The sequence below is a fragment of the Mucilaginibacter corticis genome, assembly GCF_007558865.1.
Lineage (GTDB): Bacteria > Bacteroidota > Bacteroidia > Sphingobacteriales > Sphingobacteriaceae > Mucilaginibacter > Mucilaginibacter corticis.
Map to the genome: position 1 here is coordinate 272,034 of NZ_VLPK01000001.1, position 22,467 is coordinate 294,500.

A 22,467-nucleotide genomic window follows, 5' to 3' on the forward strand; every position below is an offset into this window, starting at 1 on the left:
CCATTTTTTATTAATCTGTTTATTTTCAATTAATTAACCAAAAATCTTGTTTCACTTGTTTCATCTGTTTCACACTCGCGTGAAACAAAACAGTTAAAATCTCTAATTAACTAATCACTAATCTCTACTTATCCGCTTTCGCCTGCGCGTCTACCACAGCAATGGTAACCATGTTTACAATTTCGCGAACAGAGCTGTCTAACTGTAATACGTGTACCGGCTTTTTCAGACCCAGCAATATCGGGCCTACGGCCTCGGCGCTTCCTATTTCCTGCAAAAGTTTATAGGCAATATTACCCGACTCCAAATTAGGGAAAATCAACGTATTTGCTGCCCTGCCCTTTAATGTCGAGAAAGGAAAATTGTCTGCCAGTAAAGACGCGTTTAACGCAAAGTTGGCCTGCATATCACCGTCCACTATCATATCAGGATATTTGTCATGCAATAGCTGCACAGCCTCCCTGGTTTTTTCAGGTATCGGCCCCTCGTTCGATCCAAAGTTGGAGTAAGATAAAATAGCCACCCGCGGATTGATGTTGAATTGCTTAACAGACCGCTCTATCAATACCGTAATATCCACCAGTTCCTCAACCGTAGGGTTTACATTTACCGTGGTATCGCCAAAAAACACAGGGCCTTTTTGTGTGATCATCATATACATACCAGCCACCCGGCGCACGCCTTTTTCTGTACCGATGATCTGCAGTGCAGGCTTAACGGTAGTAGCGTAATTTTTGCTCAGGCCGGATATCAGCGCATCGGCTTCGCCAAATTGCACCATGCAGGCACCGTAATAGTTATGATCGGTCATCACCTGGCGGGCTTCAAACAAAGTGATACCCCGGCGCTGGCGCTTTTTAAAATAATACTGTGCATACTCTTCAGACCGCTTGGTACCCAAATGCGGGTCGATGATCTCTACATCACCAATCTCCAGTTCAGTTTCTTTAATGATCTGTTTGATCTTCTGTTTATCACCCAGCAATATGGGGGTAGCAATGCCCTCGTCTTTTACTATCTGGGCGGCACGTAGTATCTTGTAGTTATCCGCATCGGCAAATACAACGCGTTTAGGGTTGCTCTTAGCTATATTAGTGATGTTACGCAGCAGCTTATCATCATCCCCTACTTTTGATCTTAACTCTTCGGTGTAAGCATCCCAATCGGTAATTACTTTACGCGCCACACCCGATGCGATAGCCGCCTTTGCCACTGCCGACGAAACCTCGGTTATTAACCGCTGATCCATTGGTTTGGGGATGATATACTCGCGGCCAAATTTCAGGTTCTTGGCGTTGTAGGCCAGATTCACTGCTTCGGGAACAGGCTTTTTGGCTATACCGGCGATAGCATATACCGCGGCCAGTTTCATTTCTTCATTAATGGCACTCGCCCGTACGTCCAATGCACCCCTGAAAATATAAGGGAAACCCAGTACATTATTTACCTGGTTAGGGAAATCAGAACGGCCGGTTGCAATGATAATATCCTTACGCGAGGTTATTGCCAGATCATAAGCTATCTCCGGCTCAGGATTAGCCATGGCAAACACAATAGGATTTTTAGCCATGGCACGCAGCATATCAGGTGTTACCACATTGCCTGCCGATAAACCAATGAACACATCGGCATCCTTCATAGCATCGGCAAGCGTATCAATACCTTTGCGCTCGGTAGCAAATTGCAGGCGCATTTCGTCAAGGTCGGTGCGGTTTGGTGTGATCAGCCCGTTAATGTCAAACATGACCAGGTTCTCTTTTTTTACACCTAACGACAAATATATTTTTGAGCAGGACACCGCGGCAGCGCCGGCCCCGTTAATTACCATTTTTATTTTATCCAGCTTTTTACCCTGTATCTCGCAGGCATTCAGCAACGCCGCGCCCGATATGATGGCCGTACCGTGCTGATCATCATGCATCACCGGGATCTTCATTTCGGCTTTAAGCCTGCGTTCTATCTCGAAGCAGGTTGGTGCCGATATATCCTCTAAATTTATTCCACCAAAGGTCGGCTCGAGTGCCTTTACTATGGTTACAAATTCATCAACAGATTTGGCGTTTAATTCCAGGTCGAACACGTCAATATCCGCATAGATCTTAAACAGCAGGCCCTTGCCTTCCATTACCGGCTTACTGGCCTCCGGGCCTATGTTGCCCAAGCCCAAAACAGCCGTACCGTTACTGATCACAGCAACCAGGTTACCTTTGGCTGTGTATTTGTAAACATCGTCAACGTTTTCGGCAATGCGCAAACATGGCTCGGCAACACCCGGTGAGTAAGCCATTGTCAGATCGCGCTGCGAGTTGGTTGGCTTGGTAGGGATTACCTGTATTTTACCGGGACGCCCTTTAGAATGGTAGTTTAGCGCGTCCTGTTTACGATTAGATTTATCCACGGTCTCAAATTCAAGGATCAAAGTTAACGCTTTTTATATGGGATAAAGTCGCTTAAAATGTTAAAAAATGATACAATAGAACCAATTTATACATCAACAAAAAACCGGTGACGGACATACTCCTCACCGGTTCAATTCATATCTTTTCTATTAGCTAAAGCTTGGTGATCTTGGCCACAGGGTTCAATATCACTTTTTGACCGGCCGGTAACTGTCCTTCCGGAATATTATTCCAAGCCCTTACATCGCGCACGTTCAACCCGTGGTGGGCAGCAACCTGCTCTAACGTTTCGCCTGCTTTAATTATGTAATATTCCGGGTTAGCCGGTGCAGCGGTAGCCGCAGGTGCAGCAGCCCTTGTCGCCGCAACGTAAGTCGCAGGTGTGTAAGCAGGCACAGGGGCCGGTACCGGGATGGAGGCGGCAGCAACCGTAGGCAACGGTAGCAACAGTACCGGATCATTGATACCGTTTAACACATTGTACAAAGCCGAGTAGTTTCTATGATTAGCCCGTGGGATAATTAAACGGCGCGGCGCACCTACAGCACCATTAATGATCAGTCTTTTATATGCCGGGTTCAACATGGTCAGATCGTTCAGGTTGGTATTAAGCGCCCTGGCTACATTACCCAGTTCAACCATACGGTCAACCATCAGTGTATCTGTAGTGGGGTGAAAATTCAGAATATCAGGAATAATGCTATGCTTCTTACCATAGTTCATCACATATGACATGGCGATATAAGCAGGCACATAGTTTCTTGTTTCGGGCGGTAAATACTGGCGGATGGACCAAAAATCCATTGCCCCGGCTTTTTCAATGGCACGTTCTACACTGCTTTTCCCGCAATTGTATGAAGCTATGGCCAACAGCCAATCGCCAAACTCCTGGTAAGCATCCTTTAAGTAAGCGGCGGCGGCATAACTGGCTTGTATCGGGTCGCGCCGCTCATCAATATAACTATCCATGTTCAAGCCATAGATCTTGGCCGTGGTAGTCATGAACTGCCATGGGCCTGTAGCGCCAACCCTTGATACCGCGTTAGGATCAAGCTTTGATTCAACAATAGATAAGTATTTTATCTCGGTCGGGATACCTGCGTCATGAAAGATCTTTTCATAAATGGGGAAGTAATATTTGGCAAGGCCAAGTACATGGCTCATTTCTTCCTTGTGGCGGGTGTACAGGTCAATATAAGTTTGTACATATTCGTTATAATCCAGCGGCACTTCCTGCTGGATAGAATCCAAACGAAGTTTAAATATGGAACCCGAAAAGGCCAGTGAGTTATTTACAGCGGTGTCACCTGTATTTTTTGGCAGGTTGTTACCGGTACCGGCGGCCGCTATCGAATTAGCTTTTACAATTTGCAGTGATAAGAGGAAAGTGGTAAAAATTACAATTCTCTTCATTCTTTTATTTAAGGGGTACTGCGTATACGCTGTATTATGCGCAAAAGTTTTACTAATCTATTAAATTATTATAGCTCCAGGAAATATTTGGAGAAATTCAACAATTCTTGTTCGTCAAAATGTTTGGCTAATAATTGTAAACCTAACGGCAATCCTTTATTGTTATTGCCCACGGGCAAAGAAATTGCCGGCACCCCGGTTAACGATGCCTGTACGGTAAAGATATCGGCCAAATAGCTTACTACCGGGTCAACCTCTTCTTTACCAATGTTAAACGCAGGCTCTGGCGCGGTCGGCATCAGTATAAAATCGTATTCGGCAAAAATTGCTTTTGTTTTCTCCTGGATCAGCCTTCGTACCTTTTGCGCTTTGGCATAATAAGCATCATAATAGCCCGCGCTAAGCACAAAGGTACCCAGCATAATGCGGCGTTTTACTTCCTTACCAAAACCTTCAGAGCGTGAACGTTTGTAGGTAGATGCCAGATCATTAGCCGATTTGCTGCGATAGCCATAATGAACACCATCAAAACGTGCCAGATTTGATGATGCTTCGGCGGTAACCAATATATAATAAGCAGGCACAAGGTAGTCTAAATATTCAAAAGCTATCGGTTTAACAGTATGGCCTTCGGCGCGTAATTTATCTATAGTTTGTATCAGTACGCTTTTAACCTGCTCGTCAACACCGGGGCTTGATAATGATTCCTGCAAATAAGCGATCTTCTTTTTCCCGGTTGATTTTTGCAGATCAGCACTGTAAGATGGCACCGGCTTGTGCGCGGTGGTACTGTCATATTCATCGGCACCTGCCATTACTTCTAACAATAGCGCGGCATCCTCAACCGACCGGGTGATAGGCCCTGCCTGGTCGAAAGAAGAAGCATAGGCAATTAATCCATGCCTTGATACACGACCGTAAGTAGGCTTTAAACCCACTACTCCGCAAAACGAAGCTGGCTGCCTTACCGAGCCACCGGTATCTGTACCGATTGCCGCAAGGCACATATTGGCCTGCACCGCAACCGCCGAGCCGCCGGACGAACCGCCCGCGACCTTTGTTTGATCAGCATAGTTTTTTACCGGGCCATAGTATGATGATTCGTTAGACGCGCCCATGGCAAACTCATCGCAATTGCAGCGGCCTATAATAATGGCATCTTCTGCCAACAACCGCTCAACTATAGTTGCCGAATAGATGGACTCAAAACCCGATAAAATTTTGGATGAAGCACTTACTTTATGGTCTTTATAACAGATATTATCTTTTATACCGATAACCATACCGGCCAATTTGCCGACTTTGCCCTGCTTAAGGCGAATATCAAGATCTCTTGCGCGTAGTAATGCCTCCTGGCCAAATACTTCGTTAAAAGCATTTAAGTGGGCATTTTGTTCAATTTGACTCAGGTAATTCTTTACCAGCCCTACAACAGTAATTTTACCGCTTTGTAACCCACTCTTTATCTCACTTAAAGAGGAATAAAATTTAGTCATGGGCCGAAAATAAAAAACTTATCCGTCGAAATAGAAATTATTTTAACGGATAAGTATTATTAAGTAACAAGTATACAAATAGTGCCTTATGATTAAGCTTTAGGCTTTTCGTCGTCAGCGGCTTTGCCGTCTTGTGCGTCTTTAAATTCTTTTACGCCTTTACCTAAGCCTTTCATTAACTCAGGTATTTTTTTACCACCAAACAATAGCAATACTACTATCAGGATGACAAATACTACTGGACCATCTAATCCCATAATCTAAAAGTTTAATATAATTGATAAATATTATTTATGTATTGTTTTACCTGCTTCAGATACGTCAGTCGCGGCTTCATGGTTTTCAGAAATACCTTTATAGTGATTATAAAGATGTTCATCACTCTCAGGCGTGCCGTCATAATGTGTATGTCCAACATTATCTGTGGCTGCCTGGGTTTGTCCGGCCGGTATGGTATTAGCTACTTTAGGCGCTTCCGGTTTTACTTCTTCGGTTACATTTTCAGGCGCTTTTCCATCAACGTTATCGGTTGAATGTTCCGCGATCAGGGGCGCTGCTGCTTCGGCAGTGGTGGCCGGCTCTTCCTTCTTTTTATTTTCGTAGTTGTCAATCTGGTTATTTATCTCACGTTTCACACCTTCTGACGCATCTTTAAACTCACGGATACCCTTGCCTAAACCCTTTGCCAGGCCGGGTAATTTATCACCGCCAAAAAGCAATAATGTCACAAATAAAATGAGCATTATCTCGGGCGCTGTAAATTCAAAAAACAAAAAAACTGAACTCAACATATTCTCTCTAATTAAGGGTACAAATATAAACAATTAATATCTTACAAAATCAAATTACCTATCGGCCAGCCAAATCTTGGGGTCAACAGGAGTGCCGGCTTTATATAGTTCAAAGTGCACCTGTGTTTCGCCGGTTACCGCATCCGTAGCTGCAGAGCCCAGTGATTGTTTGGTATCAACCTTTTGCCCTGACGATACCGTTACCGATTTCAGGTTTGAATACGCTGTCAGGTACTCACCATGCCTGATAATTACCAGCCAGGTACCTAACACATTCTGCACTTTTGACACCGTACCTTCAAAAACCGTTCTTACCGACGCGCCATTGTTGGTACGGATATCCAAACCGGTACTTTCGCTTCTTATACCATCGGTCATATAAGCGCCAAAGCCTTGGGTAATTTCTCCGTTGGCCACCGGCCATGGCAACCTGCCGCGGTTACCCAAAAAGTCGCTTGATAGTTTTGCAGCTTCAGGCGTCGCGTTTAATATCTCGCTGTTGGTTTTACGTGCCAGTGGCTTGGTATTAACAGCAGGAGCATCTTTATTTGCCGCTGCGGCTGCCGCTTTGGCCCTTGCCGCTGCCGCCCTTGCTTCTTCTTCGGCCTTCCGCCTTTCTTCTTCAATTACAGCCCTTGCGTATTGGCGTGTTATCTTAGATACTTCCCTTTGTTTTGCCTGGTATTGGCTCCTTAATTGTTTCTCTTGTTTTGAAAGGTCTTTTACCGTAGCCGACTGGTTATTTCTTTCTTTACCAAGCGTTTCTTTTTCTTTCTCCTGGTCTACTAGTAACGTATGTTTCTGCTCCTTAGTTTTATCTAACTCAACTATTTTAACATGAAGGTCTTTTTGCTTACCCTCAATTGATGCCGCCTGCCGTTCGCGGTAGGTTGCAAATTGCTGTAGATATTTTAATCTTTTATAGGCCTGGTTAAAATCTTTGGCGGCAAAAATAAACATCAGCTTATTATAACCGCTTTGGTTGCGATAGGCAAACAACACCATATCGGCATACTTTTTCTTTAACAGTTCAAGCTGGCCCTGCAGGTCATGTACCGTGTTGGTACTTTCCGAGATCTGGCTGTCCAAAGTCCTTACTTCAGAGTTGATCACTGTTATTTTTTGTTCGCGCAGGTTTATTTGCGCTTTTAAGATATTAAGCTGTTTTAGGGTTGATTTTTTATTGTTTTGCGTTTCCTGCAATTCACGATTAAGCTGATCCAGCTCATCATTTATTCTGTCGCGCTGCTTTTTCAGTTCACTACTGCTTTGTGCGTGAACACTTAGCGCTCCGAAAACGCAAATCACCAGGAATAGTACTTTTAAAAATTTCATCCGGTCCAAAAATATTAATTTTTACTCGGCCTGAGCGTATCTTTCCGGAATATTGAAAGGAAAATCTAATTGCTGATCAAAATCCACCTTGGTATATTGCAAATTTGCCTGGATCTTTTTGTCTTTAATGGTCGACAAAATATCAATTTTAGATGGCACCAACCGGTTTGCAGCCTGTATAAAATTGCTGTTATTCACCAGCAAGGCTTGCCCTGCATCATTGTTGGAAAGGTTAAATTGCGTAACATGCATATTGGTACCCAGTACTAAGCTGTACACCAGTTCCTGCAAACTACCAGACAAGGTTACATTGCCCATATCTGTTTTTATGCTGCTGTTTTCTGTCAGCAATTCGGGCATGGCATTGCCTACCAGTAAACATTCAATGGTTTTGTAATTAACCTGCCTGCTGGCATATTTATAAATATAACCGAAAGGCTTTTTAAGGTACAAGCCCTGCAGTTTGTTAAGCACCTTGATACTGTCAGGAGTGATCAATGCGCGGGCTACCTCTATGCCCAGCAGCGCGGTTACGGATACCCAGATCTTTTTATCCTTGCTGATGCGGATATTCAGCGTAACATCATTGCTGTTGCCGTTAATATCCAGCTTGGTGTTTGCCTTGCCGGAGAAGGTATTAAAATTTACCTGGTTGCTTTTTATAACCACCAGCTGATTTTTTACCACATTAATATCGGGCGGGGTGGTTGGCGTGCTAACTGTATTGTTTACTTGCGGGGCAGTTGTAGTAGTCATTGCCTTTTTGCGCGCTTTGCAACTTACCATTGCCAGCAGGCAACAAGCTATTAATATTTTATTCACTGTATTTTTTCTCATTTATTTTACGATCTAAAGCCGGCGAGGTTGAGCCATATTCCTTCGCTTTTTTCCAGTTTTGTACGGCACCTTCCGTATCCCCTAAATAAAACAGGATATCGCCATAATGTTCTGTTTGTACGGCACTTTTATTTTTACCGTGCTGCAGCGCCTTCTCCATCCACACTTTAGCATCTTTATAATTTTTTTGCTTGAACAAGATCCAGGCATAAGTATCTTCAAACGACGCGTTATCGGCTTCCAACTCATTGGCATGCTTAGCCATTGCCGACGCCTTATCTAACTGCTCGCCCCTTACCGACAGGTAATAGGCATAGTTGTTAAGCGTGTATTTATTATCCGGATTAAAGCTCAGCGACTTATCGTATGACACGTCAGAACTTTTATTATCCTGCATGGCATGGTAACAATCGCCAAGCTGTGAATAACTTAATGACAACAACTCCTTATCCTGAAACTCGACAGATACCGTGTTTTTTAAATAGCTTAACGCTTTTTTATACTCTTTTTTTTGCATCCAGGCGGTTCCAACAAAATAGTTCATCCATCCCTGGTTAGGAAAAAAAGACAGGGCGGTTTCACCATCTTTGATCACGCCGTCCATATCGTTATTGCTCATCTCTATGCGCACCAACTGCTCGCGGGTTTCATAAACCTGGCCATTAAGCGCTATCGATTTTGCGTAATTGGTTTTGGCTTCATCATATTTTTCATTCTGTACCAGCACATCCGCGTATAGCGCGTATGCTTTAGCTTCAGTAGGGTGAATATTTACAATTATCCGGCTCAGCTCAAGCGCGCTTGCCAGGGCTCCTGATCTTGCTTTTGGTTCAGAAAACTTAGGGAAATAACCTACCACAATGCGTATTTTCTGATCGATATTCAGATCAGGGTTTGTAAAGGCCAGTTGCAGTTCTTTATAGCTTGCGTCAATATTATTCTTTTCGCGATAATTATCGGCCAGCGCGAGGTGTACCAGCGCGTTATTAGGGTCAACGCTCCTGGCTTGTTCCAAAATTTTTAAAGCTTTATCGCTTGCATTGTTTGATGTATAGATCTCTGCCAGTAACAAATAATATTTTACCTGGCCGGGGTTTGTGGCTATCATTTGCTCTAAACCGGCGGCGGCCTTATCTACCTTGCCTTGCTTTAAATAGATCTTTTGCCGGTTAAGTATCAGGTCGTCGGTTGTACCGCTTATCTTTTCTATCTGGTCATAAACCCCAAGGGCCTCGTCATACTTGTTGCTTAAAAAATAGGCATTGGCTTTATCGTAATAATAATCAACTTTGTCCGGATTGATCCTTATCAACTGGGCAAATACATTATCAAGCTTGGCTATGTTATTGCTTTTCTCATAAACATCAGCCAATGCCGACCAGTACCATTCGTTATCGGGTTTAATGGTTACGGCTTTTTCTAACAGCGGCTGGGCCTCGGTATATTTGTTTTGCTGCTTATCGATATTGGCCAGTTCATAAAGTGCAGCGTCATTAGCAGGATCAATAACCAGGATCTTGTTAAACAGGTCTGCGGCCTGTATCTTATTCTCAATGGTTTTTTCGCGCAGGGCCGATAGGAAAAGGTTTTCTACCGCGTCGCTGTCTACACTTGTTTCAACAGATGTTTTTTTGGGCGATTGTGCAAAAGAGTTTAAAAACAGGCAACAAAACCCAATACATAACAGATATTTCTTCTGTTGTGCTTTCGTTTTTGATTGGCTGTAGCCTCTTACAATCATCCCTTTTACTTTCTTTTAAATATAGCTTTTAGTTCTTTTTGTTCGACAAAATAAGCACCTCCTACAAATAGTATCAGCAAAGCATTACCTACAAGTATATTTCTTTTAAATATGTAGAATGATAAGTAAACGAGTACAACTGAAGAAATGATATACGCAAGATTTTTTTTTAAGTTATAGGGTATTGGATAATTTTTTTGTCCCCATATATACGATAATACCATCATAATGGTGTAAGCAGCAAGCGATGTCCAGGCAGAAGCCATATAGCTGTATTTAGGAATAAAAATAACGTTTAATACAATGGTAGCAATAGCGCCAAGCCCGGATATGTATAGGCCATATCTTGTTTGGTCTGATAGTTTATACCATACAGACAAATTCATATAAACCCCCAATGCTACGTATCCAAACAACAACGGCGGCACTACGTCAAGGCCTACCCAGTATGCTCTGTTATTTACATAATGCTTCAATATTTCGATATTTGCAACTACCCCCAAAAACATCATACACATAGTGATAACAAAGTAATCCATTATTTTGGCGTAAGTGTTGCCTGCATTTTTATTTTTTGCGTGACTAAAAAAGAAAGGTTCGGCTCCCATCCTGAAAGCCTGGTTAAATATGCTTGCAAAAATTGACAGTCTTGCACAAGCCGAATAAACCCCTACTTCATGTTCACTAATATTTGCCGGCAGCAGTTTACCTAACAACAGCTTATCCAGGTTTTCATTTACAATGTACGACAAGTTAGCTACTAATATAGGAAGACTATATATCAACATCTGTTTGGCCATGGCCTTATCAAACTTCAACTGCAGTTGAAATAATTCAGGTAATAACAATAACAACGTTACAAAGCTTGCTATCAGATTTGACAAGAAAGCATAGGCAACCCAACCATGCACATACCAGCTTGACAGCCATTGCCAGCCGCTTAATTCATGTTTTATCCAATAAGGTATGATCAGGATAAAGAGAATATTGAAAAAACAAGTGATAACGATATTAATGACGTTAATAATCCCATATTTTATCGGCCTGCCATCTGCCCGGAGTTTGGCAAAGGGGATAACACACCAGGCATCCAATATTAAAATGGCTATAAAGTACTTTATAAAAAGCTCAAATTCTGATTGTGGTATGTCTTTACCTATTTTGATGAGCCCGGCCAGTGTATGCGTAAAAGGCAATGTTAAAAGCAAAAATGCAATTGTTACTGCCAGTATTACCCAAAAACCATTATTGTAAACCTGTTTTTTGCTATCCGGGTACTTATTCAGATACCTGAAAAAAGTAGTTTCCATCCCAAATGACAGCACAGCCTGGAAGATTGAGGCGTAGCTAAACATGGTACTAAAAATACTATAAACCTTGGGTAAATATGCGCCGGTAAAAAGAGGCGTTAGTAAGGCGCTTAAAAGACGACGTACAATGGTGCTTAACCCGTATATGGCGGTTTGCCCGGCAAATTTTTTAGCTGTTGACAATAGTTAGCGTATTATTTTCCTATTCGTACATAGCGATGGGTTTAAAACCCATCGCTATGTACCGGATCATTTAAACAATCCCCTTTTTAATACTTCAAAATTACGATAGTTTTTTAATTCGCCCTCATTAGTTTCAACAGTGGTTACTTCGGCATCCTGCGGACCTTCATGGCACCAGTCTAAAAACATATCGAGCATGGCGGGTTCGCCTTCGGCTTCAATAAAAACATCGCCATCGGGCTGATTTTTAACAGTACCGCGAATACCCAACTGGTCGGCTACAGCTTTTGTTGCTGCGCGGTAAAACACGCCTTGTACCTTGCCTTTAACCGTAATATCCAGATGCTTCATATAAGGCAAAAGTAAAAATTAAAAAGTCAAAACGTTGGGTGCACGCTATCAGATCAGGCGTCTAACCTTAGTATCGGGCGTTATCGTCATATTATCAAGGCCGGTTATCAGGTTAAGGCCGGGTGTTTTGCCGCGTTCCAGGGTACCCTTTTCTTTATCTATGCCCAGGTAAGTGGCCCCGTTTATTGTCGCCCATTGCAATAGTATTTCGGTACTTAACGACGGGAATTTTTGTTGCAGCGTGCGCATCTCGCTTAGGATGCACAATTTATTGTTTGATGCCAGGCTATCAGTACCCAGGGTAATATTAAAACCCTGGTTTAAAAACAGGTCTATTTTAGGCAGGCTGTTTTCAATATACAGATTTGCATTGGGGCAAAAGCACCAATGGATGCGGCGGTCAAAACGTTTTATAAAATAGATGTCCTTTAAATTGGTACAGGTGTTATGTACCATCAAAATATCCTGTTTACTAGTTAACAGAGGTATTACCGATTGCAGCGAATTACGCGCCTGCGGCTTAAAATAGCTGATATCAATACCGAAGTGGGCATACAGATCATTAAAGCTACCCAGTTTATACCTGTAAAATTTATTCTCGTCCTCGCACTCCTGGTTATGTATACTGATGAGGTTTTTGTTAGGATTGGCGTCGCTATATTTTTTTATCAGCTTAAATAATTCTTTCGATACTGAATATGGTGCATGCGGGGTTACCGAGCAGGACTGCGGCTTAAATTGAGCAGCAAGGTCTAAAGCATTGTTAAATACAGCGTCGGCACGCTCGGGCGTAAAACCAAAGGTTTCAACAAATGTATGATAGTACAGTTTGCTTTTGGCTTTAACCGGGATAGTTACATTGCTGTTTGATATATCGCCTACTGCAACAATGCCGTTTTCGTACATATCATTATCGGCTTTTATTGCCGCGGCCTCTATTTCTTTAGGATCAGAATTACGCAACTGCTGGATGCCTTTTATAAATTCAACCAGGCCGCCGCTTTCAGGGATCTTGCCGTGCAGGTGCGATAGCTCAACATGGCAATGGGTATTTACAAACCCGGGGGTTATGATACCATTCAACTGCTCAACAGGCACAGCATCTGCACCCGCAGGTATTTGGTCTGATACTGCAATGATCTTACCCACATCATCAACAGTAATTACACCATCTTTTATTGGATCGGCACTAATAGGAAAAACGTAATCGGCTCTAAAAATTTTCATTCGTTATAACATGCAAGTTACTCCCTCGTACCTTAATCCATTTAATTAATACAATTAACTTAAAGTTATTGTTTTTAATTCAATAGATTTAAAAAGATAGATTTTTTATTTTTCGTACTTTTGCGGCGTGATTGCCGAAAAAGAGAAAATTGATATCCGTAGCCTGAGCCTGGAAGCCCTGCAAAAGCACTTTATCCAAATGGATGAAAAAGGCTTTAGGGCTAAACAAGTTTATGAATGGTTATGGAAAAAATCATGCTTTTCGTTCGACGAGATGAGCAATATTTCAAAAGAACTTCGCACCAAGCTGGATAACAGTTTCGTTATTAATAATGTACAAATAAGTAATTCACAGTTTAGCGCTGATAAAACTATAAAAAATTCTTTCATTTTACATGATAAGCATTTAATTGAAGGCGTTTTAATTCCGACACCTGGCAGAATGACCGCCTGTGTATCGTCGCAAGTGGGTTGCAGCCTTACATGTAAATTTTGTGCTACAGGATATATGGAGCGTAAACGCAACCTTAATCCAGACGAAATTTACGACCAGGTGGTGCTTATTGACAAGCAGGCCCGCGAAAACTATGGCATCCCGCTAAGTAATATAGTTTACATGGGCATGGGCGAACCTTTGCTGAATTACAAGAACGTAATTGATTCGATAGAAAAGATAACGTCAGAAGAGGGGCTGAACATGGCGGCCAAGCGCATCACGGTATCAACCGCGGGCATTGCCAAAATGATCAAGAAACTGGGCGACGACGGCGTTAAGTTTAACCTGGCACTATCCCTGCACGCCGCTAACGACGAGAAACGCAATACCATTATGCCTATTAATGAGCAAAACTCGTTAAAGGCATTGGCCGAAGCATTGAAATACTATTACGCCAAAACAAAAAACCCGGTAACTTACGAGTACATTATCTTTGACGGCTTTAATGATAACATACAGGACGCTGCCGAACTGGCCCAATTCTGCAAGCATTTGCCTTGTAAAGTAAATATTATTGAATACAACCCCATATCATTTGCCGCCTACATTAACGCCGGCGAGGATAAGGTAGAAGCCTTTGCCGAGCACCTGCGCAAAAACGGCGTTAACACCCACCTGCGCCGCAGCCGCGGTAAAGACATTGATGCTGCCTGCGGACAGTTGGCTATCAAAGAAGGAAAATAAGTTCATTTCTTTTTACTACTTTAATCCCATGAAACTGCAAAACAGTTACCTGGCCGATTTCTTATCACTTCTGTTCCCGCAATTATGCCCCGCATGCGGGAATGACCTGGTAGCTCATGAAAAAATAATTTGTACCGATTGCCTTTATAATTTACCGCAAACCAACTTCCATTTGCACGCCGACAACATTGTGGCCCGGCAGTTTTGGGGAAAGATCAATTTAGAAACAGCCTATGCCCTTTACTACTTTACCAAAGGCGGAAAAGTGCAAAACCTGATGCACCATTTTAAATATAACGGCATGCAGCAAATTGGCAACCTGTTGGGTAACATAGCGGGTAGTCAGCTCAATAAAAACGAAAAGTTTGCCGGAGTCGACTATATCATCCCCGTGCCTTTACATAAAAGCCGTTTAAAGGAACGTGGCTATAACCAAAGCGCCTGCTTTGCGCACGGGCTTGCAGAGAAGCTACCGGCCGTTGTTGAAGAGAATAACCTGGTACGAACCAAAGCCACGCAAACACAAACCCACCGGTCGCGCTTTGCACGGTTTGAAAACATGCAGGAAGTATTTGTGGTAAACAACCCCGAGAGGCTAAAAGATAAACACGTGTTACTGGTTGACGATATTGTAACCACCGGCTCAACACTCGAGGCCTGTGCCATACCGCTGCTAAATATCCCGGGGCTTAAACTAAGCATAGCTACCATAGCGTATGCGGAGTAGGTTAGTGAGTAGAGATTAGTTAATTAGAGGTTAGAGATTAGGCCGGACCGTTTTATAGTTTAGACAAAACTAACCTCTAATCTCTGATTAACTAATCACTAAACTACTGCTTCTGATACCTGCTTAACTTCTCAAACAAGTGCTGGGGCTCAAATGGTTTCAGGATGAAGTCGTTCATACCGGCTACGGTTATTTCGCCAAGCTCATTGCTCAGCATGGATGCCGTTAACGCTATTATGGGTAATTGTTTAAAATAAGGTTCTGCCTTACTGCGGATGACTCGTGTAGCTTCCAGGCCGCCCATTACAGGCATGTGCATATCCATAAGCACCACATCATATTCATTGTGCTCAACCTTATCAACGGCTTGTAAACCATTTTCGGCAAAGTCAATACCGGCGCCCCACTTGGTCAGTATTTTGTTAACCAACAGCCTGTTTATCTGGTTGTCATCAACAACAAGCACATTCATGTTCAATCCGGTTTCTCCCACAGTAATTACAGTGTTCTTTTTAGCGTTAGTTTTATTAAATGTTACGGTAAACCAAAAGGTTGAGCCTTTACCAACCTCGCTATCAACGTTCACACGCGAATCGTGCAGTTCTATCAATCGCTTACTGATGGCTAACCCTAAACCTGTACCGCCATATTTACGGGTGGTGCTTGCCTCGGCTTGTTTAAATGATTCAAATATGGTATTTATTTTATCAGCCGGTATACCAATACCGGTATCAATTATTGAGAAACGGATTCGTGCTGTCTTTTTGGTTTCGTCAACAACGCTTAGTTCAATCTTCACACCGCCCTCATCTGTAAACTTCACCGCGTTGTTGATGATGTTCAGCAATATTTGCGAAAGCCGGGTGCTATCGCCTATTACAGTTTCGGGTACAGCAGGGTCAACCTCTGCTTTAAGATAAATCCCTTTTTCTTTGGTGCGATACTGTAAAGAACCAGCGATACCCTGTACTAAATTTCTCAAGTTGACATCATCTTTTTCCAGCTCGACGTTACCGGTTTCGATCTTGGTAAAATCAAGCACCTCATTGATCAGTTTCAACAAATTATCTGCAGAGAACTTCAGGATGTCTAAATTTTCTTTTTGTGACTCGAGCGGGTTATCATCTAACAACAAGCGCGACATACCAATCACCGCGTTCAACGGCGTACGGATCTCATGACTCATTACCGATATGAACATATCTTTTGCACGGCTAAGCAAAACTGCTTCTTCTTTAGCCTGCACAAGTTCCATCTCCACTTTCTTCCTGGCGGATATATCTATAACTACCTCAATGTACTTATCAACATCACCTGCCCTATTCAGGATAACAGAGTTGATCACCGTTACCCAAATTGGCGTGCCGTCTTTTTTATAGCCAAGCAAATCAACCTCGAATGATTTTTTCATTCTTGAAAGTTCTCTGCCTTTTTCAATAATGGCTGTATCAGTAAGTTCACCCTGCAACAGGTCGCCCAAATGCTTGGCCCTTACATCATCATTATTGTAACCTGTTATCTTTTCAAACGCGTTGTTAACCCATTCAATCTCGCCCTCGCTGTTATTGATAACAACACCACTTGTTGTATTACTTGCAACAAGAGATAACATCTTAAGCTCTGTTTCGACCCTTTTCCGTTCAGTAACGTCAACCATGTTAGTTACCTGCCGGTCAACTTCACCCGCATCGTTAAACAAGGGACTGTTTGACATGGATACCCAAACCGGAGTCCTGTCTTTTCTGTAGATCAGGATCTCAGCCTCGTACGACCGTTTTTCCTGAACCGCCTTCACCGCGTTATGGTATACATCCATATCGGTATCCTCACCCAGCAAAATAGTACCGAACCGCTTACCTTTCATTTCGGCAAGCGTGTAACCAGTTATGCGCTCCATGGCTTCGTTCATCCAAACTACTATACCTGTGGCATCGCGGGTAAGCATACCACTTGGCGATTTACGAGAAGCGAATGATAGTATTTCCAGGTCTTTCTGGGCCGTTTTACGGCTGGTTATATCGGCAATAACGCGGATATATTTTTCAACGTCGCCATTCTCATCATATATCACCGTAGTGATAACCGATAGCCAGATCTGTTCACCATCCTTACGGGTAGCGTATACGTGTACAGAATATGATTTCTTGCTTTGAATGTTAGCGTTATAATCCCTTACACTATCAATGTTGTTACGATCAGGCACAAAAACATCGCGTAAACGTTTGCCCTTTACATCAGCGAAATCATAACCGGTTATCGTTTCAAAAGCATTATTTATCCAGACAACCTTGTCATCAGCGTTGCTTACAGCAACACCGTTTATCATTTTGCTGGCCACTAAGGCTAACTGGTCCTTCTCTGCCGATAGTTGTTTTTGATAGGTAATATCACGGCCGCTGGCATACCATTTACCACTTTTATAGGCACCGCACCAGTCTATCCATTTCTCTTGTCCGTTAAGCCCAATAGTACGGGTCTCAATCTCAAACGACTGGCCTTTTGTCTTTGCCTTTTCAATAATCGCCGCGTATTGCCCGCGGTCGTTCCCGGCAACAAAACTCCATAAAGATTTGCCTATAGCCTGCTCAGGCTCATAGCCTAATACATTGGTTACGGCTTTATTGATCAATTCGATACTGCCATCCCTGCCGGCCATAAAATGGATCTCGGGCGAGGTATCGAACAGGTTAAAAAATTCTTTGTGTAATTGTAAAGAGCCTTCCAGCTCGGTAGTTTTTTTACGCAATACCAGGCGAGACATGATCTCTCGGGCAAGTGTCTGTAAGGCTTCGCGTTGTTCTTCGGTAAGTTTATGTGGTATCGTATCAACCACACACAATGCGCCTAAGCGGTTACCGTCAGGATCAACCAATGGCGCCCCGGCATAAAACCGGATATGCGCTTCGCCGCTAACATAAGGATTATCTTTTAATAATGAATCTATGCTCGCGTCCGGAACTTCATGTAACTCATCATGCAGGATGGTATAATTACAAAAAGCCTCCTCGCGGGTTGTTTCAGAAATATCTATACCGACTTTAGATTTTATCCATTGCCTATCGCTATCAACTAATGAAATGAGCGCGATAGGCACCTGGCATATGTAAGAGGCAAGACGGGTAATAGCATCATACTCTTTCTCTGGCAGTGTATCAAGTACATTGTATGAACTAAGCGCGTCTAAACGCTTAGCCTCACTATCAGATAAGACAGATTGCTTTTTTACCATTTATCACTCTTTATATAAGGGGAACTTTTCGGTTAATTTATGAACCTTTTTACGCACTTTCTCTAACAAATGTTCGTTTTCAGGGTCATTAATTACTTCATCAACTAATTCAACTATGGTTTCCATTTGTTTTTCCTTCATTCCGCGGGTGGTTACAGCAGCTGTACCTATACGGATGCCTGAAGTAATAAATGGTGATTTATCATCGTAAGGTACCATATTTTTATTAATTGTAATATCTGCTTTTACCAAAGCGTTCTCGGCAGCTTTACCGGTTACGTTTTTGTTGCGCAGGTCAATCAATACCAAATGATTATCAGTACCGCCTGATACTATTTCATACCCCTTAGCAATAAATGCTTTAGCAATAGCCTCGCCATTTTTCTTTACCTGCAGGATATATTTCATATAGTTATCAGACAGGGCTTCGCCAAAGGCAATTGCTTTCGCGGCAATGATATGTTCTAACGGGCCGCCTTGTGTACCCGGGAATACAGCCATATCTAAAAGGTTTGACATCATTCTGATCTCGCCTTTTGGTGTTTTTAATCCCCATGGGTTCTCAAAATCCTTACCCATCATGATCATGCCGCCACGCGGGCCACGTAAAGTTTTGTGGGTAGTAGTGGTAACAATATGGCAAAAAGGCAGCGGATCTGTCAATAAACCACGTGCTATTAAACCGGCAGGGTGTGAGATATCAGCCAATACCAAAGCGCCGATCTTATCAGCTACATTACGGATAAAAGCATAATCCCAATCGCGCGAGTAAGCCGAAGCACCGCAGATGATCATTTTTGGCTTTTCTTTAAGCGCTACTTTTTCAAGTTGCTCATAATCAACATAGCCGGTTTCTTTTTTAACTCCATAAAAATGCGGCTCATATAATTTACCTGAAAAGTTCACAGCCGAACCATGTGTTAAGTGGCCGCCATGCGAAAGATCAAATCCTAATATTTTATCGCCGGGTTGTAAGCAGGCCAGCATAACCGCCGCGTTAGCTTGCGCGCCAGAGTGCGGCTGCACGTTAACCCACTCGGCGTTAAACAATTCTTTAGCGCGTTCAATGGCGATGGTTTCAATCTCATCAACTATCTGGCAGCCGCCATAATAACGCTTTCCGGGTAAACCTTCGGCATATTTGTTGGTTGCAACCGAGCCGGCAGCTTCCATAACCTGCTTGCTAACAAAGTTTTCTGATGCTATCAATTCTAAGCCTTCTTCCTGGCGCTGTTGCTCTTCGTCTAACAGCTTAAATATAAGTTTGTCTCTTTTCATGTGATAATTAAAATCGCCGCAAAGTTAATAAACATTGAGCGATTAGAGGTTAGTTGGTTGGAGATTAGTTTGGTATGTGAGTAAATTTGAGTTGTTAACATTAGGGTAACACAACCTTTTCTCAATTACCCCTCGCCGAGATCCAAAAGTTATTATATCCCAAACCAATCTGTATATCTATCAATTCCTGCTGCAGCATCTCCAATACAGCCAGGAAATTATATACAAAATGCACCTTATTTTCTGATTCTTTGGCGATGGCTTTAAAATCCATCATTTTATTGATCCGCAGCAGGTCGTCAATGGCTTTCTTTTGCTTTTCAATGGTGTAGGGATATTGCGTTACCGTATGGGTCACTTCCTCGCTGCGGTTTTGGTAATTGCGCATCAACCGGCTGTAAACCATCATCAGTTTATACAAGCTTACCTCTGATAATTCCTCACCCGGCGTAGCTACGCGTTCGGCTTGTTCAAGGTCATATTGGATATTGCCGCGACGCTCTTGTTTCAACCGTTCTTCTTCAAGCGGACGGATCTCGTCGCACAGCTCTTTAAACTTTTTATATTCTATCAGCTTGCGGATCAGCTCTTCCTTGCTATCAATTTCGTTCTCACCATCTTCGCTTTCATGACGGGGCAACAGCATTTTAGCTTTGATCCGCATCAGGGTAGCGGCCACAAAAATAAACTCGCTGGCAAGCTCAATATTAAGGCTCACCATCTGGTGGATATAATTTAAAAAATCGTCGGTAATACGGGCAATAGGGATATCGTGGATCTCCAGTTCATCACGCTCAATAAAAAACAGCAAAAGGTCAAAAGGCCCCTCAAACTGCGGCAACTTTATTTCAAAGCCTTCCTGCTCCATAGATGGTAAAAATACACGTAATTGATCTCAAAAAGCAAAAAAATGCAACATCTGTCAATTCGGGTCAATATTTGCTGCTAAAAATCCATAAATTATTAATTAAACTTGCTTACTTTGTAAGTTAAATACGCTTATCAATATCAATGCAGGTAAAGGCCGGTGACTTATTAGAAAAGATTAACTATCCATCTGATTTAAGGGAACTTAGCGAAGATCAACTGGAACAGGTTTGCCAGGAGCTACGTCAATATATTATTGATGTGGTATCGGTAAATGGCGGACATTTTGCCGCCAGCCTGGGGGTGGTCGAGCTTACCGTGGCTTTGCACTATATCTTAAATACCCCTTATGACCAGTTGGTATGGGACGTAGGCCACCAGGCTTACGGCCATAAAATACTTACCGGCCGCCGTGAGGTGTTTGATACCAACCGTATTTACGGCGGCATCAGCGGCTTCCCTAAGCGCTCTGAGAGCGAGTATGACACCTTTGGCGTAGGACACTCATCTACGTCTATATCCGCAGCGTTAGGTATGGCGGTTGCTTCGCATTACAAAGGCGAGAAAGACCGTCAGCACGTGGCCGTTATCGGTGATGGATCAATGACCGCCGGTATGGCTTTTGAGGCGCTGAACCATGCCGGTATAGAAAACTCAAACCTGCTGGTTATACTTAACGACAACAATATGGCTATTGACCCTAATGTTGGCGCGCTAAAAGATTATTTAACTTCAATTACCACCTCTAAACCATACAACCGCTTCAGGGACGATATAGCCAATGTATTGCTGAAAATTTCAAAAAGCCCTGATGCACTTACCTATAAAGTAGTACAGAAATTAGAAAAGAGTGTCAAAGGCACACTACTTAAGCGAAGCAATCTTTTTGAATCATTAAAATTCAGGTACTTTGGCCCTATTGACGGGCATGATGTAAAAAATATGGTTAAGGTATTGCGCGATCTGCGCGATATACCGGGGCCAAAACTTTTACATTGTATCACCACTAAAGGTAAGGGCTATGCCTTAGCCGAGAAGGACCAAACCAAATGGCATGCCCCCGGCTTATTTGACAAGATAACCGGTGAAATAAAAAAGACCAAGTACGAAAAGCCGCAACCACCAAAATACCAGGATGTATTTGGCCACAGTATTATTGAACTGGCCGAAATGAACCCTAAAATAATGGGCATTACACCGGCTATGCCGTCAGGATGCTCACTTAACCTGATGATGAAGGCAATGCCAACCCGTGCGTTTGACGTAGGTATTGCAGAGCAACACGCGGTTACGTTTTCGGCAGGTTTGTCCACACAGGGATTGATACCGTTTTGTAATATCTATTCAAGCTTTATGCAACGGGCATATGATCAGGTGATACATGATGTGGCCATACAAAAGCTAAACGTTATATTTTGCCTTGACCGTGCCGGTATAGCTGGTGCCGATGGTGGTACCCACCACGGGGCATATGACCTGGCCTATATGCGCTGTATCCCTAATATGACCATATCCGCGCCGATGAACGAAGAGGAACTGCGTAACCTGATGTTTACTGCACAGCAGGATAATATGGGCCCTTTTGTGATCAGGTACCCTCGCGGGCAAGGTGTAATGGTAGACTGGCAAAAACCTTTCAAAGCCCTGCAAGTTGGCAAAGGACGTAAAATATGCGACGGCGATGAAGTAGCGATATTAACGATAGGCCATATTGGTAATGAAGCTGTAAAAGCTATAGCTGAGTTGAATACCGAAGGCTACAACCCGGCACATTATGACATGCGCTTTGTTAAACCGCTGGACGAAGAATTACTACACGAAGTATTTTCTAAATTCAATAAGATCATCACCGTTGAGGATGGTTGCATAGAAGGCGGAATGGGTAGCGCCATATTAGAATTTATGGCCGATAATAACTACCAGGCACAGGTAGTAAGATTAGGTATCCCTGACCGTGTTATTGAGCATGGCGAGCAGCCCGAGCTATGGGCAGAGTGCGGCTATGACGCAAAAAACATTATCGCCCAGGTAAAAAACCTTGCCGTTAGCCAAAACACGCATACCATTGCAAGTTAGAGGTTGGCCTGATATTATCAAAAATCA

17 protein-coding genes are annotated in these 22,467 nt (G+C 42.9%); 3 read left to right on the forward strand and 14 right to left on the reverse strand.

Translation table 11 applies throughout. The features are described 5' to 3' along the window. Positions 1 to 124: 124 nt before the first annotated feature. From FO440_RS01180 to FO440_RS01230, 11 genes are all read right to left on the reverse strand, one after another. On the reverse strand, positions 125 to 2,398 hold the full coding sequence (locus FO440_RS01180) for an NADP-dependent malic enzyme (RefSeq protein ID WP_144246400.1): 2,274 nt from the start codon (positions 2,396 to 2,398) through the stop codon (positions 125 to 127). Between the two features lie 154 nt (positions 2,399 to 2,552). After that, a complete protein-coding gene (locus FO440_RS01185) occupies positions 2,553 to 3,812 on the reverse strand; it encodes a lytic transglycosylase domain-containing protein (RefSeq protein WP_144246401.1) in 1,260 nt (419 codons plus the stop codon). A gap of 68 nt (positions 3,813 to 3,880) precedes the next feature. Then, the gene (gene gatA / locus FO440_RS01190; protein WP_144246402.1) at positions 3,881 to 5,308 is read right to left on the reverse strand and encodes an Asp-tRNA(Asn)/Glu-tRNA(Gln) amidotransferase subunit GatA; all 1,428 of its coding nucleotides are present in this window, start codon (positions 5,306 to 5,308) and stop codon (positions 3,881 to 3,883) included. 92 nt (positions 5,309 to 5,400) lie between these two features. Then, entirely contained in the window at positions 5,401 to 5,565 is a 165-nt protein-coding gene (gene tatA, locus FO440_RS01195) for a twin-arginine translocase TatA/TatE family subunit (RefSeq protein WP_144246403.1), read from the reverse strand. Positions 5,566 to 5,595: 30 nt separating this feature from the next. Continuing rightward, positions 5,596 to 6,099, reverse strand: coding sequence for a Sec-independent protein translocase subunit TatA/TatB (locus FO440_RS24785; protein ID WP_246104153.1), 504 nt, complete (start codon positions 6,097 to 6,099; stop codon positions 5,596 to 5,598). A 54-nt stretch (positions 6,100 to 6,153) separates the two neighbouring features. After that, on the reverse strand, positions 6,154 to 7,434 hold the full coding sequence (locus tag FO440_RS01205; RefSeq protein ID WP_144246404.1) for a murein hydrolase activator EnvC family protein: 1,281 nt from the start codon (positions 7,432 to 7,434) through the stop codon (positions 6,154 to 6,156). A 21-nt stretch (positions 7,435 to 7,455) separates the two neighbouring features. After that, complete coding sequence (locus tag FO440_RS01210) at positions 7,456 to 8,271, reverse strand: DUF4292 domain-containing protein (protein ID WP_144246405.1); 816 nt, start codon at positions 8,269 to 8,271, stop codon at positions 7,456 to 7,458. Continuing rightward, positions 8,249 to 10,012 (reverse strand): tetratricopeptide repeat protein, encoded by a 1,764-nt coding sequence (locus tag FO440_RS01215; RefSeq protein ID WP_144246406.1) that lies wholly within the window; start codon positions 10,010 to 10,012, stop codon positions 8,249 to 8,251. Before FO440_RS01215 ends, FO440_RS01210 begins: the two co-directional genes overlap by 23 nt. A gap of 5 nt (positions 10,013 to 10,017) precedes the next feature. Beyond that, on the reverse strand, positions 10,018 to 11,505 hold the full coding sequence (locus FO440_RS01220) for an oligosaccharide flippase family protein (RefSeq protein ID WP_144246407.1): 1,488 nt from the start codon (positions 11,503 to 11,505) through the stop codon (positions 10,018 to 10,020). Between the two features lie 66 nt (positions 11,506 to 11,571). Further along, positions 11,572 to 11,856: an acylphosphatase gene (locus FO440_RS01225; RefSeq protein WP_144246408.1), complete on the reverse strand. Its 285-nt coding sequence runs from the start codon at positions 11,854 to 11,856 to the stop codon at positions 11,572 to 11,574. A gap of 48 nt (positions 11,857 to 11,904) precedes the next feature. Next, positions 11,905 to 13,083 carry an amidohydrolase family protein gene (locus FO440_RS01230; protein WP_144246409.1) on the reverse strand — a complete coding sequence of 393 codons (1,179 nt, stop codon included), beginning with the start codon at positions 13,081 to 13,083 and terminating at the stop codon, positions 11,905 to 11,907. A 127-nt stretch (positions 13,084 to 13,210) separates the two neighbouring features. Here FO440_RS01230 and rlmN point away from each other — a divergent pair, with 127 nt between their 5' ends. Together rlmN and FO440_RS01240 are read left to right on the forward strand one after the other, a co-directional pair. Then, positions 13,211 to 14,263, forward strand: a complete 1,053-nt coding sequence (gene rlmN, locus FO440_RS01235; protein ID WP_394348354.1) for a 23S rRNA (adenine(2503)-C(2))-methyltransferase RlmN — start codon at positions 13,211 to 13,213, stop codon at positions 14,261 to 14,263. A gap of 28 nt (positions 14,264 to 14,291) precedes the next feature. Then, complete coding sequence (locus FO440_RS01240) at positions 14,292 to 14,990, forward strand: ComF family protein (RefSeq protein WP_144246410.1); 699 nt, start codon at positions 14,292 to 14,294, stop codon at positions 14,988 to 14,990. Between the two features lie 103 nt (positions 14,991 to 15,093). Here FO440_RS01240 and FO440_RS01245 read toward each other — a convergent pair whose 3' ends face one another. The 3 genes from FO440_RS01245 to FO440_RS01255 form a co-directional block, all read right to left on the reverse strand. Beyond that, complete coding sequence (locus tag FO440_RS01245; RefSeq protein WP_144246411.1) at positions 15,094 to 18,219, reverse strand: PAS domain-containing protein; 3,126 nt, start codon at positions 18,217 to 18,219, stop codon at positions 15,094 to 15,096. 3 nt (positions 18,220 to 18,222) lie between these two features. After that, complete coding sequence (locus FO440_RS01250; RefSeq protein WP_144246412.1) at positions 18,223 to 19,497, reverse strand: serine hydroxymethyltransferase; 1,275 nt, start codon at positions 19,495 to 19,497, stop codon at positions 18,223 to 18,225. A 121-nt stretch (positions 19,498 to 19,618) separates the two neighbouring features. After that, positions 19,619 to 20,365, reverse strand: coding sequence for a segregation and condensation protein A (locus FO440_RS01255; protein WP_144246413.1), 747 nt, complete (start codon positions 20,363 to 20,365; stop codon positions 19,619 to 19,621). Positions 20,366 to 20,508: 143 nt separating this feature from the next. Between FO440_RS01255 and dxs the strand changes: the two genes are divergently transcribed. Next, positions 20,509 to 22,440, forward strand: a complete 1,932-nt coding sequence (gene dxs / locus FO440_RS01260) for a 1-deoxy-D-xylulose-5-phosphate synthase (protein ID WP_144246414.1) — start codon at positions 20,509 to 20,511, stop codon at positions 22,438 to 22,440. Positions 22,441 to 22,467 lie beyond the last annotated feature (27 nt).

What these genes read in the sequence shown, in the direction of transcription:
- FO440_RS01210 (WP_144246405.1), bottom strand. Translation starts at nt 8,271, where the DNA reads ATGAGAAAAAATACAGTGAATAAAATATTAATAGCTTGTTGCCTGCTG.
- FO440_RS01240 (WP_144246410.1), top strand. Translation starts at nt 14,292, where the DNA reads ATGAAACTGCAAAACAGTTACCTGGCCGATTTCTTATCACTTCTGTTC.
- FO440_RS01205 (WP_144246404.1), bottom strand. Translation starts at nt 7,434, where the DNA reads ATGAAATTTTTAAAAGTACTATTCCTGGTGATTTGCGTTTTCGGAGCG.
- tatA (WP_144246403.1), bottom strand. Translation starts at nt 5,565, where the DNA reads ATGGGATTAGATGGTCCAGTAGTATTTGTCATCCTGATAGTAGTATTG.
- FO440_RS01255 (WP_144246413.1), bottom strand. Translation starts at nt 20,365, where the DNA reads ATGGAGCAGGAAGGCTTTGAAATAAAGTTGCCGCAGTTTGAGGGGCCT.
- FO440_RS01245 (WP_144246411.1), bottom strand. Translation starts at nt 18,219, where the DNA reads ATGGTAAAAAAGCAATCTGTCTTATCTGATAGTGAGGCTAAGCGTTTA.
- FO440_RS01225 (WP_144246408.1), bottom strand. Translation starts at nt 11,856, where the DNA reads ATGAAGCATCTGGATATTACGGTTAAAGGCAAGGTACAAGGCGTGTTT.
- FO440_RS01250 (WP_144246412.1), bottom strand. Translation starts at nt 19,497, where the DNA reads ATGAAAAGAGACAAACTTATATTTAAGCTGTTAGACGAAGAGCAACAG.
- FO440_RS01215 (WP_144246406.1), bottom strand. Translation starts at nt 10,012, where the DNA reads ATGATTGTAAGAGGCTACAGCCAATCAAAAACGAAAGCACAACAGAAG.
- gatA (WP_144246402.1), bottom strand. Translation starts at nt 5,308, where the DNA reads ATGACTAAATTTTATTCCTCTTTAAGTGAGATAAAGAGTGGGTTACAA.
- dxs (WP_144246414.1), top strand. Translation starts at nt 20,509, where the DNA reads ATGCAGGTAAAGGCCGGTGACTTATTAGAAAAGATTAACTATCCATCT.
- FO440_RS24785 (WP_246104153.1), bottom strand. Translation starts at nt 6,099, where the DNA reads ATGTTGAGTTCAGTTTTTTTGTTTTTTGAATTTACAGCGCCCGAGATA.
- FO440_RS01230 (WP_144246409.1), bottom strand. Translation starts at nt 13,083, where the DNA reads ATGAAAATTTTTAGAGCCGATTACGTTTTTCCTATTAGTGCCGATCCA.
- FO440_RS01185 (WP_144246401.1), bottom strand. Translation starts at nt 3,812, where the DNA reads ATGAAGAGAATTGTAATTTTTACCACTTTCCTCTTATCACTGCAAATT.